The organism is Azoarcus sp. DD4 (assembly GCF_006496635.1).
Classification (GTDB): Bacteria; Pseudomonadota; Gammaproteobacteria; order Burkholderiales; family Rhodocyclaceae; genus Azoarcus.
Genome location: NZ_CP022958.1, coordinates 749,278 through 764,126, shown reverse-complemented (window position 1 = coordinate 764,126; position 14,849 = coordinate 749,278). Strand labels below are relative to the sequence as shown.

The window sequence follows — 14,849 nt, the reverse complement described above, 5'->3', positions numbered from 1 at the left end:
GCCAGGCCCGTCATGGATGGAGTCCGCATCGCCTTCGCCAGCACCGACCGCAGCACGGTGAACCAGCACTTCGGTTCGACCGAGGCCTTCGCCATCTTCGAGATCGGCCAGGACAGCTCGCAGCTGGTCGAGGTCACCGAGTTCATCGACACCTCGCAGGACGGCAACGAAAACAAGCTGCCCGCCAAGATCGCCACGCTGGCCGGCTGCGCCGCGGTGTATTGCCTCGCGGTCGGCGCCTCCGCGGTCAAGCAGCTGCTCGCCGCCGGCGTGCAGCCCATCCGCGTCGAGGAAGGCAGCAGCATCGACCAGCTGGTCGCCGACCTGCAGGGCGAACTCGCAAGCGGCCCCGGTGGCTGGCTGGCCAAGGCCATCAAGGCACGTCAGCCGGTCGACACCAGCCGCTTCGACGAAATGGAAGCCGAGGGCTGGCAGGAATGATGAGCCGCAGCGGGCGCGTCGTCGCCGCCGACGATCACCGGCTGGTGGTGCGCTTCGAGGGGGCCTCGGCCTGCGGCAGCTGTCGCGCCAACAAGGTCTGCGGCAGTGGCAGCGCCACCGAGCTGGTACTCGACGCCGGCGGCTGCGGCAGCCGCGTCGGCGACCAGGTCGACGTCGATGTCGATGCCTCCACCGCCTTCCGCGCGCTGGCCGTTGCCTACCTGCTGCCGGTATTCGGCCTGCTCGGCGGCATGGGCTTCGCCAGCGCGCTCGGCCTCGCCGACCTGGGGGTGGCCGGTTTCAGCTTTGCCGGCATGGGCATGGGGCTGATCGTCTCGCGCCGCCTCGGCCGCCACCCTTCCCTGCAGCCGGCCCCGCGGCTGGCTACGCCCAACCTCACCGACTGACCCGTACCTGACCGCAAGGAGCACCACCCATGATCACGATCGACACCAACACCGCCCCGGCGCCGACCCTCACCCCCGAGCTGGCGGAAACCGATTTCATCAAGGAGATGAACCGTCAGACCCGCGCGCTGGACAGCTACGGCACCTACGACGGCTGGCCCACCGACCGCGTGCTGGCGCCCTACGTCCTCACCAAGGAACAACGCCGCCAGATCCCGGTGGTGGGCGACCCGGACGACGTCACCATCTCGCGCGTCAAGGCCTTCCACAACGCCATCGCCGCGCTGATCGAGAAGGAATGCGGCCTGATGGCGGTGCCGATGATCCACATCTCGCACGAAGGCTTCGGCCGCGGCCTCATCACCGTCGGCAAGCTCGTCGTGCTCGACCGCACCCTGCGCGACGTGCACCGCTTCGGCTTCGACTCCTACTCCAAGATGAAGGACGAAGCCGACAAGCACCTCGCCGTCGCCCTCGAAATCATCGGCAAGCACCCGGAAGTCGCCGGGCTGTAAGGAGAGACGTCATGACCGACGAAGAGATCAAGGAGCTCGAGAAGGAAGTGAAGAAGCTCAAGCGCATTTCACAGGAATGGGCTTCGCAGATGCACGACCTGGTCGAAGACCGCCTGCCGGCCGGCTACGAGGAAATCCCCGGCATCGCGCAATCGACCTACGACGCCTGCAAGGCCTGGGCGGACGCCAACAAGCGCCTGTCCGCAGCGACCGCAGCCGCCGCCAGCTGATCCGGCGCAGTATCCGCTTCACCGCACAGGTCGGACCCCGGTCCGGCCTTTGTGCTGTCTGACCTGCTACAAATCACGCCACCCGGGCGACGCCCAGCGCCGCACCGGGAAGCCAGAGGAAACACCATGAGCGATATCACCGGCCTTACCCGTGGCGGTGCCACCTGGGTCCCCCAGTTCGTGCTTGAACTCAACGCCAAGCGCTGCATCGGTTGCGGCCGCTGCTACAAGGTCTGTCCGCGCGACGTGTTCGAACTCGTCGAACGCGAGGGCGACGAACTCGATGAAGACCTCGACGACGACAACCTGATGGTGATGTCGCTCGCCAATGCGCTGGACTGTATCGGCTGCGGCGCCTGCGGCCGCGTCTGTCCCAAGAACTGCCACAGCCACGGCCCCTCGCCGGTGCAAGCCTGAACGGAGCATCATGGGCGTCATCGCACTCATCCTGTTTCACAAGCAATCCACCAGCGGGCGCCTGCGTTTCGCCCGCTTCGACAACACCGTGGTCGCCGCCCGCATCGACGTCGACGGCGATCCCGAGGTCGTCACCCCGCACCCCGGCATCCTGATCAACCAGGCCGCCGCCCGCCTCGGGCTCGCGGTGGGCGAATTGCGGGTGGAGCCGGAATTCCGCGAACGCATGCTCGCGCCGGGCGGCACCGCCTCGGTATGGATCGCGGAGTTCGCCGCCATCGACCCGCCTTTCGCCGCGGTCGAACAGGCTGGCGGCCGCTTCGTGCTGCTCACCGAACTGCAGGGCATCCCCGACACCGAACGCGACGTGATGCGCTCGGTGTACGAGCACGTGCTCGGCGGCTGAGCCGCAGGCCTTCATCCGCAGGCAGACAACGGCGCGGCATCGACCGTGCCGTTTTCACGTCGGCGCCACCGGTGCGACGCCGCCCGGCACCCCACGCGAGGACGCGACAGGCCACTTGTCGCAAAGTCGACAAGCCCGCCTACACGTCCCCTTCACTACATCTGACCTTCCGAAACAATTCATAAATATCATTAACTTAGAGCACGTTCGACAGTGGCACAGCGCTTGCACCATGGAATGTGAAGCTAGCGTAGCCACCCTCTTCCCCAGGAGAACCGAACATGCTCAACCTCACGCCCAGCGCGCTCAAAGCCGTCAGCCGCTTCATCTCCTCCTCTGCCGACCCCGTCGTCGGCCTGCGCATCCATGTGCAGGGTGGCGGCTGCTCAGGCCTCCAGTACGGCATGAAGCTCGAAGCCGAGAAGGCGGAAGACGATGTCATCGTCGAAATGGAAGGCATCACCCTGCTCGTCGATCCGTTCTCGGCCCCGATGCTGGCCGGCGTCACCGTCGATTTCGTCGATTCGCTGACCGGCTCCGGCTTCAAGTTCGAAAACCCGAATGCCACCGGCGGCTGCGCCTGTGGCCAGTCCTTCTCCGCCTAAGCACCGGGAGACCGCCATGTGGGATTACTCCGATACCGTCAAGGAACACTTCTACAACCCGCGCAACGCCGGCGCGCTGGCCGACGCCAACGCCATCGGCGAAGTGGGCTCGATTTCCTGCGGTGACGCGCTGCGCCTGATGCTCAAGGTCGATCCGGGCAACGAAACCATCCTCGACGCCTCCTTCCAGACCTTCGGTTGCGGCTCGGCCATCGCCTCCAGCTCGGCGCTCACCGAGATCATCAAGGGCAAGACCCTGGAGCAGGCGCTGGAAGTGTCCAACCAGGACATCGCCGACTTCCTCGGCGGCCTGCCGCCGGAAAAGATGCACTGCTCGGTGATGGGCCGCGAAGCCCTGCAGGCCGCGGTCGCCAACTACCGCGGCGAAGAATGGAAGGACGACCATGAAGAAGGTGCGCTGATCTGCAAGTGCTTCGCCGTCGATGCGGTGATGATCGAAGAGACCATCCGCGCCAACAACCTGTGCAGCGTCGAGCAGGTCACCAACTACACCAAGGCCGGCGGCGGCTGTTCCTCCTGCCACGAAGGCATCGAGGAGATCCTCGCCAAGGTGCTGGCCGAGCGTGGCGAAACCTTCAAGGCCGCGCCGCCGCCGGAAAAGAAAGTGCCCGGCAAGATGACCACCCTGGAGCGCATCCGCAAGATCGAGCAGGTCATCGAAAAGGCCCGCCCCAACCTGCAGCGCGACCACGGCGACATCGAACTGGTCGACGTCGACGGCAAGAACATCTACGTGTCGATGAAGGGCGCCTGCGCCGGCTGCCAGATGGAAGCGGCCACGCTCGGCGGCGTCCAGGCACAGATGGTCGAAGCGCTCGGCGAGCTGGTGAAGGTGATCCCGGTCAAGGCCACCGCCAAGCTTGCACCGAACACCCTGCCCGCCTGATCCCGGCGCGGCCTGTTCCAAAGCACAGGAGCGGGCCGCGCAGCCCGCCGCGCCCGAGGCGCGGTCACAGCCCCCGACATTCACGAGATAAACCACCGCGACAGCCGCAGCAGCGCGCCGCCGGCCACCCCGGCAGCCCAGTCCGGCCCACACGGTAGCCCCGCGGAGAGCACGATGAGCATCCCGAACCTGACCCCGATCTATCTCGACAACAACGCCACCACCCGTTGCGCCCCCGAGGCGGTAACGGCGATGCTGCCCTACTTCACCGAGCAGTTCGGCAATCCGTCCTCCATGCACAGCTTCGGCGCCAAGGTCGGCCACGCCACCAAGGGCGCGCGTGCCTCGCTGCAGAAGCTGCTCGGCGCCGAGTTCGATTCCGAGATCATCTACACCGCCGGCGGCACCGAGGCCGACAACACCGCCATCCTGTCGGCGCTCAAGGCCAACCCGGAGCGCAAGGAAATCATCACCAGCACCGTGGAGCACCACGCCGTGCTGCACCTGTGCGAACAGCTCGAAAAAGAGGGCTACACCATCCACAAGCTCAAGGTGGACGGCAAGGGCCGGCTGGACCTCGACGAATACGCCAAGCTGCTGACCGACAAGGTCGCGGTGGTGTCGGTGATGTGGGCCAACAACGAAACCGGCACCTACTTCCCGGTCGAGAAGATGGCCGAGATGGCCAAGGCCGCCGGCATCCTGTTCCACACCGACGCGGTCCAGGCGGTCGGCAAGATTCCGCTCAACCTCAAGGATTCGGCCATCGACATGCTGTCGCTGTCGGGCCACAAGCTGCACGGCCCGAAGGGCATCGGCGCGCTCTACCTGCGCCGCGGCGCGCGCTTCCGCCCGCTGCTGCGCGGCGGCGGCCAGGAACGCGGCCGCCGTGCCGGCACCGAGAACGTGCCCGGCATCATCGGCCTCGGCGTCGCCGCGGAACTGGCGCTGGAGCACATGGAGCAGGAGAACACCTACGTCCGCGCGCTGCGCGACAAGCTGCAGGCCGGCATCCTCGCCGCCGTGCCCAATGCCTTCGCCACCGGCGACGTCGACAACCGCCTGCCGAACACGCTCAACATCGCCTTCGAATACGTCGAAGGCGAGGCCATCCTGATGCTGCTGAACAAGCAGGGCATCGCCGCATCGTCCGGCTCGGCCTGCACCTCCGGCTCGCTCGAACCCTCGCACGTGATGCGCGCCATGGGCATCCCCTACACCGCCGCCCACGGCACCATCCGCTTCTCGCTGTCGCGCGAGAACACCGAGGCCGAGATCGACCGCGTGATCGCCGCGGTGCCGCCGATCATCGCCCAGCTGCGCAAGCTGTCGCCGTACTGGGGCGAGAACGGCCCGGTCACCGATCCGGAAAAGGCCTTCGCCCCGACCTACGCTTAAGCCCGCCACGCGGCACCGTCGCCACCCGCGACGGTGCCACCGGACCCGACGCGAACGACACCCGCACAGGCCTCCATCATGTCTGCACCGGTCATCATCGACGACACCACCCTGCGCGACGGCGAGCAATCGGCCGGCGTCGCCTTCACCCGTGCGGAGAAGTGCGGCATTGCCCGCATCCTCGCCGAAATCGGTGTGCCGGAACTCGAGATCGGCATCCCGGCGATGGGCAGCGAAGAATGCGGCGACATCCGCGCCATCGCCGACACGCTGGACGATTGCGGCCACGATACCCGGCTGATCGTCTGGGGCCGGCTCACCGGCGCCGACATCGACGCCTGTCGCAGCCTGCCGGTGCACATGCTGGAGTTGTCGGTACCGGTGTCGGACCAGCAGATCCGCCACAAGCTGGGCAGCAGCCGCGACGAGGTGCTGGCGCGGATCGCGCGCTGGGTGCCGGTGGCGCGTGAAGCCGGCTTCGACGTCGGCGTCGGCGGCGAGGACGCCTCGCGCGCCGACCCGGCCTTCCTCGCCGAAGTCATCCAGGCCGCCGAAGCCGCCGGCGCGCGCCGCTTCCGTTTCGCCGACACGCTGGGCGTCCTCGACCCCTTCTCCACTTTCGAGGCGATCCGCGCGCTGCGCGCCTGTTCGAGTCTGGAGATCGAGATGCACGCGCACGACGATCTCGGGCTGGCCACCGCCAACACCCTGGCGGCGGTGCGTGGCGGTGCCAGCCATGTGAACACCACGGTGAATGGCCTGGGCGAGCGCGCCGGCAACGCCGCGCTGGAGGAAGTGGCGCTCGGCCTGCGTCAGTTCCACGGCATGCAGGACCTGATCGACTTCAGCCGCCTGCTCGACACCTCCGAGGCCGTCGCACGCGCCTCCGGCCGTCCGGTCGGCTGGCACAAGAGCGTGGTCGGCGAGGGCGTGTTCACCCACGAGGCCGGTATCCATGTCGACGGCCTGCTCAAGGACCCGGCCAACTACCAGGGTATCGATCCAGCCCTGCTCGGCCGCAGCCATCGCATGCTGCTGGGCAAGCACTCGGGCGGGCGCGGCGTTGCCGCCGCCTATGCCGGGCTGGGCATCGAACTCGACGCCGCCCGCACCGCCTGCCTGCTCGCCCGCATCCGCGACTTCACCTCGCGCACCAAGCGCACGCCGCAGCGTGAAGACCTGCTCGCCTTCTGGGAAGAACTCGAAGCCGGCAGCGCCCAGTGCGACGACGTGCTGCATCACCTGATCGACACCGCTGCCGCGGTGAGCTGCGCCCGTCCCCCGCTAGCCGGAGCCTGACGACGATGAACACCGAGTCGATGACCATGACCGATGAAGCGACCACGCCGGGCCTGTTCGCCCTGCTGCGCGAGGACGTCCGTTGCGTCTTCGGCCGCGACCCCGCCGCCCGTACCGTGTGGGAGGTTCTGACCACCTATCCCGGCGTGCATGCGGTGATGTCCCACCGCATCGCCCATGCTCTGTGGCGCCACGGCTGGCGCTATCCGGCACGGCTGGTGAGCTTCCTCGCGCGCGTCTTCACCAATGTCGACATCCATCCGGGCGCGCAGATCGGCCGCCGCTTCTTCATCGACCACGGCGCCGGCGTGGTGGTGGGCGAGACTGCCGAGATCGGCAACGACGTCACCCTCTACCACGGCGTCACCCTGGGCGGCACCACCTGGAACCCGGGCAAGCGCCACCCGACGCTGGGCGATCACGTGGTGGTCGGCGCCGGTGCCAAGATCCTCGGCGCCATCACCATCGGCAGCCGGGTGCGCGTCGGCGCCAACTCGGTGGTGGTGAAGAACGTGCCGGCCGACCGCACCGTGGTGGGCATCCCGGCCAAGGTGGTCAAGCGCGAATCGCCCATCCTGTCGCCGACCGACGAACTCAACCTCGACCACCACGTGATGCCCGACCCGGTCGGCCACACGCTGAACTGCCTGCTCGACCGCATCAAGACACTGGAAGCCGAACTCGCCACCCTGCAGGTGGACCGCCAGACCACGGCAGCCACGCCGGCCAGGCCGGTCCAGACCGTCTTCCCCCTGATCAACACCAACCCGCTCGACTGCCAGGCCAACACCGACGCCGCCTGTCCGGAATGCGCCTGTCAGCCCGAGGCCGAGGAGGCTCGCTAATGGATCTGCTCCACTTCGACCCGCAGCCGCTGTACTTCGAGGATCCGCTGCCCGAAGGGGTGCACGACCTCATCGAGGAAGCCGGCCGCCACTACGGCCAGCCCGAGGCCGAAGCCCTGCTGGCACGCGCTGCCACAGCCGCACCCGACCACCTGGTAGTCCTGGTCGCGCGTTACCGCTACTACTTCTACCAGCACCGCATCGTCGAGGCGCAGGACGTCGTGTGGCATGCGATCGCGGTGTCCGGTGCACAGCTCGGCTTGCCCGCCGACGGCCGCGACCTCAGCCTGGAAAAGGTCGCTGCCGCCGCCAAGCTGTCGATGACGCTGACCCGCTTCTACCTGTCGTCGATCAAGGCCGCGGCCTACGTGAAGATGCGCCTGGACGAGATTCCGGCGGCGATCGCACTGCTGCAGACCCTGGTCGAGATCGACGAGGCCGACCGCATGGGTGGCAAGGTCCTGCTCGACATTGCCCACGCCCGCCAGAACGGCACGTCCGACGAAGAGGACGAGCTGGAAACCGAAGGCATCCTTTGAAAGCCCCCACCGGAGAACCGAGATGGACGAACTGACCCTGGACGAAGCAATGGAAGAGTTGTCCTCCGCCGAGGACTTCCTGGAATTCTTCGCTGTGCCCTTTGACCAGAGCGTGGTGCACGTGAACCGCCTGCACATCCTGCAGCGCTTCCACGACTACATCGCCCACAACCCGCCCGCGGAAGGCAGCGACGAAGCGGCGGTGCGTGCCCACTACCGCAGCTTCCTGGAGCGCGCCTACAACGACTTCGTCGTTTCCAACTCCGTGCAGGAGAAGGTGTTCGCGGTGTTCAAGAAGGCGGCGGGCGAAGCCTTCGTTTCGCTGGACTCGATCCAGCGCTAGCTTGCGGCAAGGAGCATGAGATGAAACCCGAATTCGATTACGGCGACCGGGTCCGCGTCACGCGCAACGTGCGCGACGACGGCACCTATCCCGGCAAGGACGTCGGCGACCTGCTGGTACGCCGCGGCAGCATCGGCACGGTGATCGAGATCGGCACCTTCCTGCAGGACCAGATCATCTACACCGTGCACTTCCTGGAGATCGACCGCATCATCGGCTGTCGCCAGGAAGAGGTGATCGGCGCCGACGACGAGTGGAACCCGAGCCGCTACGAGTCGCGCGAAAAGGTTGTGGCCGGCCGCAGCTTCGCGATCGACGGCGAGGTCGTGGTGCCCAAGGGCACCATCGGCGAGATCATCAAGGTCCTGCGCGACATGCCGGGCGGCGTGCATTACCACGTCTCCTTCCCGACCAAGTTCCTCTGTATTCCGGAATCCTCGCTGGAGCCGCTGCCGCCGGGTGTCGAGGCGCCCGCGGCCGTGACCAGCGGGGAGGAGGAAGAATCGTGAGCGCCCAGGTCTACTACGAGCTCAAGGCAGCGCTGGCGCTCTTCAGCAAGAGTCCAGGCGCGCTCGAAGACGCCGAATCCAAACGGGTCAAGGCGGTTGCCCGCCGCTACACGGAGATCGAGGCGGTGGTGCTGTCGAGCCCGGAAGCCCAGGGCGTCTGTCTGGCCGACGGCGCGGTGGACAAGGCCATCGCCGAGATCCGCGGACGCTATGAGGACGAAGGCGGTTTCACGCTGGAGCTCGAAGCCGCCGGCCTCGACCTCACCAGCCTGACCACTGCGCTGCAGCGCGACCTGCTGGTGGAAGCGGTGATGGAGCGGGTCGGCGCCCGCGCCGGCACGGTGGACGACACCGAGGCGGAGATCTTCTACTACGCCCATGTCGACCGCTTCCGCGCACCGGAACGCCGGACGGTGCGCCACATCCTGGTGACCGTCAACGAGCAGTACCCGGACAATCGCCGCGAGGTTGCCAGCCGCCGCATCCGCGAGATCTGCAAACGCCTCAACAACAAGCCGGAACGCTTCGAGGAACAGGCGATGAAGCACTCGGAATGCCCCACCGCGCTCAACGGCGGCCTGCTCGGCGAAATGCCGCGCGGCACGCTGTACCCGGAGCTCGACGCGGTGCTGTTCGAGATGAAGGCTGGCCAGCTCAGCGATGTGGTCGAATCGGAGATCGGCTTCCACCTGCTGCGCTGCGACGCCATCCAGCCGGAGCGCACCCTGAGCTACGCCGAGGTAGCGGAATCCCTGCGCCAGCAGCTCACCGAAGAGCGCAGCCGCAAGGACGCGAGGCGCTGGCTCACCGAGCTGCTGAAGCGCACCAGCGGCGAAGTCGTCACCAGCTGAATCGGCCGCCGCGGGCGGCAAACAAAATGGGGCGCCGGAATGGCGCCCCATTTCTTTCCGACCGTGCCCCCTTGCCGCAGACGGAAGCTCAGTGGCGGAAGCGGCCCACCATGCCACGCAGCGCCTCGGCGATCTTCTCCAGTTCGCGCGCCGACGAGGCCGTCTGCTGCATCGATGCGCTGGTTTCCTCGACCATCTGCGCGATGCTCTCGACCTGCTGGGCGATCGCATTGCTGGCGCTGCTCTGCTCACGCGTCGCCAGTGCGACGTCACGGATGCGAGCAAGCGTCGAACCGGCGCCGTCTCGGATCTCGCGCAGCGACTGCGCCGCCTCCTGCGCCAGATCCACTCCGCGCGCCACCTGCGGCAAGGCGTGGTCCATGGCAGCCACGGCAGTGGCGGTTTCGGCCTGGATGGCACTGATCATCTGTTCGATCTGCACCGTGGCTGCGGCAGTACGTTCGGCCAGGCCCCTCACCTCGTCGGCCACCACCGCGAAGCCGCGCCCCTGTTCACCGGCACGCGCAGCCTCGATCGCCGCGTTGAGCGCCAGCAGATTGGTCTGCGCCGCGATCTCCTTGATGACGTTGGCGATCGACGAGATCTCCGCGGCGCGGTTCTCGAGCGAACGGATCTTCTCTGCCGCAGCGGACACCGAACCAGCGATGCGCTGCATCTCCTCGGTGGCGTGGGTCACCTTGGCCTCGCCGCTCTCGGCCAGCGCCGCCGCCGACGACGAGTTGCCTTCGGTATCGCGGGCGCTATCGGAAATGTGATTGATCGACACCGTCATCTGCTCGATCGCCGCCGCCATCGACGAGGTCGAGTCGGCCTGGCGATGAGCCGCCTGCGCCACCTGGTCGGAAGCGTGGGCGATGTTCTCCGCCGTGCCCTTGAGCTCGATTGCGCCGCCCGAGATCTCCCTCACCATGTCACGGATGGCGCGCAGCATCTGGGTCAGGCCATGGAGCAGGCTGCCGGGCGGAGCGTTGCGCATCTCGACGGTAAGGTCGCCAGCCGCCGCCCGCTCCATCAGCTGCAGCGCCTCGGCCGGCTCGCCGCCGATCTGACGCAGCACCGAGCGCGCCACCAGCACCGCGATGCCGACGATGAGCGCCAGCAGCACCACGCCGACACCGAGGTCGAACAGCAGGCGCTGGTAGACCGCCGCATCGACGTCGTCGACATAGACGCCGGTGCCTATCACCCAACCCCAGGGCTTGAAGGTGGAGACGTACTGCAGCTTGGCCACCGGCTGAGTCGTACCCGGCCGCGGAAAGGCGGTATCGACAAAACCGCTGCCCTGGCTGCTGGCAGTCCGGGTGAGGTCCTTGATGGTGAAGCGACCGTCACCGTCGCGCAAGTCGAGCTTGCTCTGCCCCTTCCACTCCGGCCGGAAGGGATGCATCACCGACACGCCGTCCAGGCTCCAGATGTACATGTATTCGGCCTTGCCATCCGCGCCGCCGTAACGCATCGCCGCCAGCGTTGCGGCCGCGCGCGTGCGGGCCTCGTCCTCGCTGAGCGTCCCCTTTGCGGCCTGGGCGTGATAGTCGGCGACGATCTGTTCGGCTGACTGGACGATGGCCTGGATCTGGGCGCGCCGTCCGTCCATCAAGTCGCGCTTGACGGCCATCGCGCCGATCAGATTGGTGAGCAACAGCCCGATCAGCGCCGCGACGACCAGCAGCGTGATACGGGTTCTAAGCTTGAGTTTGTCCAGCATGATGCGACTCCCTGATTGCCACACGTCCGTCTGCGGTGCAGACATCGGCGTTCGTCCGAACACTTAACGGACGCGTCCGATCTGACTTTAGTGTTCCGCACCGGCTACCGCCAGCGGTTTCCGCCGAACGGCGGAAAATGCCGTATGCATCACCCGAACGCAAACGGGCCGCGCTCCAAGATGGAGCGCGGCCCGCTGTAATGCACTACCGGGAGCTTAGTCTTCGACCACTTCGGCGACCACGACGCCGATTGCGACGTCGGGATCCTTGGTGAGTGCCAGACAGTGGTCGCCGTTGGCGATCAGGTACAGGTTGAAACCCGGCCCGGTCAGCGCCGGCCCCAGGCGCGGCGGCATGTCGTCGTCGGAACAATAGGTGAAGCGCAGGTTGGGCCAGCGCACGCGCATCGTACTGACCACCGCTTCACCGGCGCCCTGCTCGGACACCATCGCGGCGACGGCGCCCAGGATATCGTTGCTGATCATGCCTCAGCCTCCTCGTCGGCGGTGAACTGGGCCAGGCTGGGCGCCTCGCGGCCGATCACCTTGGCCAGCCAGGGCGGCGGACGCTTCAGCGTGCCCTGCAGCTGCCGCAGCACTTCGCGGGCCTCGCCGCCGACCGGGAACTTGACCGGGTGGATGCCGGCACGCACCACCTTGGCGGCAGCCGGGCCGCCGATGGACTGCATGTAGGCGAGATGACAATCACCGATCAGCGCGGCGCGGGCGACATTGCGGTCGTCGGCCTCGTCGGCGGCTTCAGTGCTGCGCACGGCGGTCAGCCAGATGCCTTCTTCGGTCACCTGGTACACCAGGAAGCGCGTGCAGGAGCCGAAATGGCCGTCGAGCAGTTCCCCGGTGTTGGATGCGACCGCAACGCGCAACGCCCCTTCGCAGGCGGGCACATCACTGTCGGGAACGGGCTCGCCGTCGCTCAGCCCCTCGCCCCACAGGAAGCGCACCGCGGCCTTGAGCGCGCCGGCGTCGACACCTGGATCCACGATCTCGTCGCCCTGCAGCAGCGCCTTGAGATCCTCGACCGTGACGCGGGCGAGCTTTTCATCGGTAACGGGCAGGCCGAGCCGGTCGCCCAGGGCGCGAACGAAGGCAACGACTTCGACGCCGGGCAGTGCGCGCGCCGCCATGGCGATGCGCAATGCGGCCTCACGGGTAACGGGACTGCCGTGCGGGCTAGCGGTATTCATGACGAGCCTCATCGGAATTCGGGCTGAAAGAAGGGGACCGCCCCTTGGGCGGCCCCGTTGTCGCACTTAGGCCGCGATCGGCACGATACAGGCGTCGCCTGCAGGACAGACGGCCAGGCACTGGGGCTCGTCGAACTCGCCCTCGCACTCGGTACAGGTGTCCTTGTTGATCTTGAAGATGCCGCCCTTGTCGGTGATCGACTTGGTCGGGCACACCGGCTTGCAGTCGCCACAGGACGTGCATTCGTCCAGCACAATTTTCAGAGCCATGATTCTTTCTCCAGTGAAAACGCGCCCTTACTCGGGCGCATCCACACGCTTGGCGCGCACGGTGATCGGCAGCTTGGGCGGAGCATCCAGCGGCTCGACGTAGTACTCGCCGCCGTTGAGCAGCTTGAGCGCACCACCCCACTTGTCAGCCTGATCGAACTCGATGGAGACGATGTCGTCCTCGAGGTCGCGCTTGGGCAGGTAGAACGACAGCCCACCGGCAGCGGTCTTGCGGATCATGATGTTGGCCACAACTCATCTCCAGTTGAGCGCGCGCAGACACCGTGGCGCCTGCGTGCGGGATTCGCAAACGTGAAAGCGGGACGGGGGCCCGAAGGCGCCCGTCCCGGGATCGCTGATTAGCGAACGAGGTCGTAGTTGTAGTCGGTGGTACCCATGCCGCGGGTTTCGTCGTCCAGACGCTCGAGGACGGCGTTCACCAGGGTGGTCAGCACGTACATCGCGCCTTCGTAGCCCAGGGTGGTCATGCGGTGCAGGTGGTGACGGTCGAAGATCGGGAAGCCGAGGCGGATCAGCGGAACCTCGAATTCCTTGCCCTTGTAGACCGTGTCACGCTGGATGTACTTACCGTAGGAGTTGCCGATCAGGAAATCGGGCTTCTCGGTGAAGCACAGGGAGCGCATGTGCCACAGATCGTTACCGACGTAGATCTTGCAGTTGGCGCCGTGCTTGTAGCCGTCGAGCACCTTCTGCACCGCCTTGCCCCAGCGCTTGTTGGCGTTGTTCGACAGGATGTGGATCGGCTCAGCACCCAGTTCGAGCAGGATCTTGACCATGCCGATGACGAAGTCGGGATCGCCGTACAGCGCGAACTTCTTGCCATGCAGCCAGGTGTGGGAGTCCTGCATCATGTCGACCAGGCGGCCGCGCTCGAGGGCCAGCTCTTCCGGGATCGCCTTGCCGGTGATCTCGGAGACTTTCATCAGGAACTCGTCGGTCCAGTCCAGGCCCATCGGAATGTTGAGCTTGGGCACGTCGTGGTTCCACACGGTCTCGGCGAACTTCTTCGACTTGTCCGACTGCCACGGCTGGAGGAACACCGTGTTGAGCGCGTTCGGCGCATCGCTGATCTCGTCCATGGTGGTGCCGCCGGAGTACATGCGGAACTCGCCGTCGGACGGGGTATCGAGGACGTCGCTCGGGTCGGACAGCAGGGTCGCATCGACGCCCATCTGACCCATCATGCGCTTGATGACGCGGTAGTTGCCGAGGTAGGTTTCGAAGCCCGGCACGAAGTTCAGCTTGCCGTTGCTGCCGATCACCTTGCCTTCCATCTTGTTCAAGGTGAAGAAGCGGGCGATGCCTTCGAACATGTTGTCCCAGCCGGTGGTGTGGCTACCGACGAAGGACGGGGTGTGGGCGAACGGAACCGGGTATTCCTGGGGAACGTGACCGGCCTTCTTGGCGTTGTTGATGAAGGCGTTCAGGTCGTCGCCGATCACCTCGGCCATGCAGGTGGTGGAGACCGCGATCATGTCGGGCTTGTAGATCGCCTTGGCGTTCTCGAGGCCGTCGAACATGTTCTTCTGGCCGCCGAACACCGCGGCATCTTCCGTCATGGAGTCGGACACGCAGGAGACCGGTTCCTTGAAGTGACGGTTGAAGTAGGTGCGGAAGTAGGCGACGCAACCCTGCGAACCATGCACGTAGGGCATCGTGTTCTTGAAGCCCAGCGAGCACAGCACCGCGCCCAGCGGCTGGCAAGCCTTGGCGGGGTTGATGGTGATCGCTTCGCGCTTGAAGTTGATGTCCTGGTATTCCTTGGACGTCGTCCATTCGAACGTTTCCAGAACCTTGTCGGCCGGAACGCGCTCTTCGTACAGGTCCTGCTTGCGCTTCAGGTTTTCCTTGTAGTCGTCGTCACGGAACAGCGGGTAACACGGCTTGATATCGTCTACGGCTTGCATTTTTCAGC

The 14,849-nt window shown here is 66.3% G+C and carries 21 protein-coding genes; 15 read left to right on the top strand and 6 right to left on the bottom strand.

Annotated features, from left to right (window positions below; genetic code table 11):
• Positions 1–12 precede the first annotated feature (12 nt).
• The 15 genes from CJ010_RS03705 (at position 13) to nifM (ending at position 9,712) form a co-directional block, all read left to right on the top strand.
• Positions 13–441, top strand: a complete 429-nt coding sequence (locus CJ010_RS03705; protein ID WP_240794487.1) for a NifB/NifX family molybdenum-iron cluster-binding protein — start codon at positions 13–15, stop codon at positions 439–441.
• Positions 438–848 carry a SoxR reducing system RseC family protein gene (locus tag CJ010_RS03700; RefSeq protein ID WP_141016794.1) on the top strand — a complete coding sequence of 137 codons (411 nt, stop codon included), beginning with the start codon at positions 438–440 and terminating at the stop codon, positions 846–848. Before CJ010_RS03705 ends, CJ010_RS03700 begins: the two co-directional genes overlap by 4 nt.
• A gap of 29 nt (positions 849–877) precedes the next feature.
• The gene (locus tag CJ010_RS03695) at positions 878–1,363 is read left to right on the top strand and encodes a NifX-associated nitrogen fixation protein (RefSeq protein WP_141016793.1); all 486 of its coding nucleotides are present in this window, start codon (positions 878–880) and stop codon (positions 1,361–1,363) included.
• A gap of 11 nt (positions 1,364–1,374) precedes the next feature.
• On the top strand, positions 1,375–1,593 hold the full coding sequence (locus CJ010_RS03690; protein WP_141016792.1) for a CCE_0567 family metalloprotein: 219 nt from the start codon (positions 1,375–1,377) through the stop codon (positions 1,591–1,593).
• A 126-nt stretch (positions 1,594–1,719) separates the two neighbouring features.
• On the top strand, positions 1,720–2,010 hold the full coding sequence (fdxB, locus tag CJ010_RS03685) for a ferredoxin III, nif-specific (protein WP_141016791.1): 291 nt from the start codon (positions 1,720–1,722) through the stop codon (positions 2,008–2,010).
• 10 nt (positions 2,011–2,020) lie between these two features.
• A complete protein-coding gene (locus tag CJ010_RS03680) occupies positions 2,021–2,416 on the top strand; it encodes a hypothetical protein (RefSeq protein ID WP_141016790.1) in 396 nt (131 codons plus the stop codon).
• A gap of 281 nt (positions 2,417–2,697) precedes the next feature.
• Positions 2,698–3,021 carry an iron-sulfur cluster assembly accessory protein gene (locus CJ010_RS03675; RefSeq protein ID WP_141016789.1) on the top strand — a complete coding sequence of 108 codons (324 nt, stop codon included), beginning with the start codon at positions 2,698–2,700 and terminating at the stop codon, positions 3,019–3,021.
• Between the two features lie 16 nt (positions 3,022–3,037).
• Positions 3,038–3,928, top strand: a complete 891-nt coding sequence (gene nifU / locus CJ010_RS03670; RefSeq protein WP_141016788.1) for a Fe-S cluster assembly protein NifU — start codon at positions 3,038–3,040, stop codon at positions 3,926–3,928.
• Between the two features lie 174 nt (positions 3,929–4,102).
• Positions 4,103–5,326, top strand: coding sequence for a cysteine desulfurase NifS (gene nifS, locus CJ010_RS03665; RefSeq protein WP_011764287.1), 1,224 nt, complete (start codon positions 4,103–4,105; stop codon positions 5,324–5,326).
• A 78-nt stretch (positions 5,327–5,404) separates the two neighbouring features.
• Complete coding sequence (nifV, locus tag CJ010_RS03660; protein WP_141016787.1) at positions 5,405–6,625, top strand: homocitrate synthase; 1,221 nt, start codon at positions 5,405–5,407, stop codon at positions 6,623–6,625.
• A 5-nt stretch (positions 6,626–6,630) separates the two neighbouring features.
• On the top strand, positions 6,631–7,470 hold the full coding sequence (gene cysE / locus CJ010_RS03655; protein WP_141016786.1) for a serine O-acetyltransferase: 840 nt from the start codon (positions 6,631–6,633) through the stop codon (positions 7,468–7,470).
• Positions 7,470–8,009: a hypothetical protein gene (locus CJ010_RS03650; protein ID WP_141016785.1), complete on the top strand. Its 540-nt coding sequence runs from the start codon at positions 7,470–7,472 to the stop codon at positions 8,007–8,009. The genes cysE and CJ010_RS03650 overlap by 1 nt, the downstream gene beginning before the upstream one ends.
• Positions 8,010–8,031: 22 nt before the next feature.
• Entirely contained in the window at positions 8,032–8,352 is a 321-nt protein-coding gene (nifW, locus tag CJ010_RS03645; protein WP_141016784.1) for a nitrogenase-stabilizing/protective protein NifW, read from the top strand.
• A gap of 20 nt (positions 8,353–8,372) precedes the next feature.
• Positions 8,373–8,861: a nitrogen fixation protein NifZ gene (locus tag CJ010_RS03640; protein WP_141016783.1), complete on the top strand. Its 489-nt coding sequence runs from the start codon at positions 8,373–8,375 to the stop codon at positions 8,859–8,861.
• Positions 8,858–9,712, top strand: a complete 855-nt coding sequence (gene nifM, locus CJ010_RS03635) for a nitrogen fixation protein NifM (RefSeq protein WP_168224897.1) — start codon at positions 8,858–8,860, stop codon at positions 9,710–9,712. Before CJ010_RS03640 ends, nifM begins: the two co-directional genes overlap by 4 nt.
• Positions 9,713–9,800: 88 nt before the next feature.
• Here the strand turns inward: nifM and CJ010_RS03630 are convergent, their stop codons facing one another.
• From CJ010_RS03630 to nifK, 6 genes are all read right to left on the bottom strand, one after another.
• Entirely contained in the window at positions 9,801–11,438 is a 1,638-nt protein-coding gene (locus tag CJ010_RS03630; RefSeq protein WP_141016781.1) for a methyl-accepting chemotaxis protein, read from the bottom strand.
• A gap of 216 nt (positions 11,439–11,654) precedes the next feature.
• Complete coding sequence (locus CJ010_RS03625) at positions 11,655–11,924, bottom strand: DUF6129 family protein (protein WP_141016780.1); 270 nt, start codon at positions 11,922–11,924, stop codon at positions 11,655–11,657.
• Complete coding sequence (locus tag CJ010_RS03620) at positions 11,921–12,643, bottom strand: dinitrogenase iron-molybdenum cofactor biosynthesis protein (protein WP_141016779.1); 723 nt, start codon at positions 12,641–12,643, stop codon at positions 11,921–11,923. The genes CJ010_RS03625 and CJ010_RS03620 overlap by 4 nt, the downstream gene beginning before the upstream one ends.
• Before the next feature lie 66 nt (positions 12,644–12,709).
• A complete protein-coding gene (locus CJ010_RS03615; protein ID WP_141016778.1) occupies positions 12,710–12,913 on the bottom strand; it encodes a 4Fe-4S dicluster domain-containing protein in 204 nt (67 codons plus the stop codon).
• Positions 12,914–12,940: 27 nt separating this feature from the next.
• A complete protein-coding gene (gene nifT / locus CJ010_RS03610; RefSeq protein WP_141016777.1) occupies positions 12,941–13,165 on the bottom strand; it encodes a putative nitrogen fixation protein NifT in 225 nt (74 codons plus the stop codon).
• Positions 13,166–13,272: 107 nt separating this feature from the next.
• On the bottom strand, positions 13,273–14,841 hold the full coding sequence (gene nifK / locus CJ010_RS03605; RefSeq protein ID WP_141016776.1) for a nitrogenase molybdenum-iron protein subunit beta: 1,569 nt from the start codon (positions 14,839–14,841) through the stop codon (positions 13,273–13,275).
• Between the last annotated feature and the right edge of the window lie 8 nt (positions 14,842–14,849).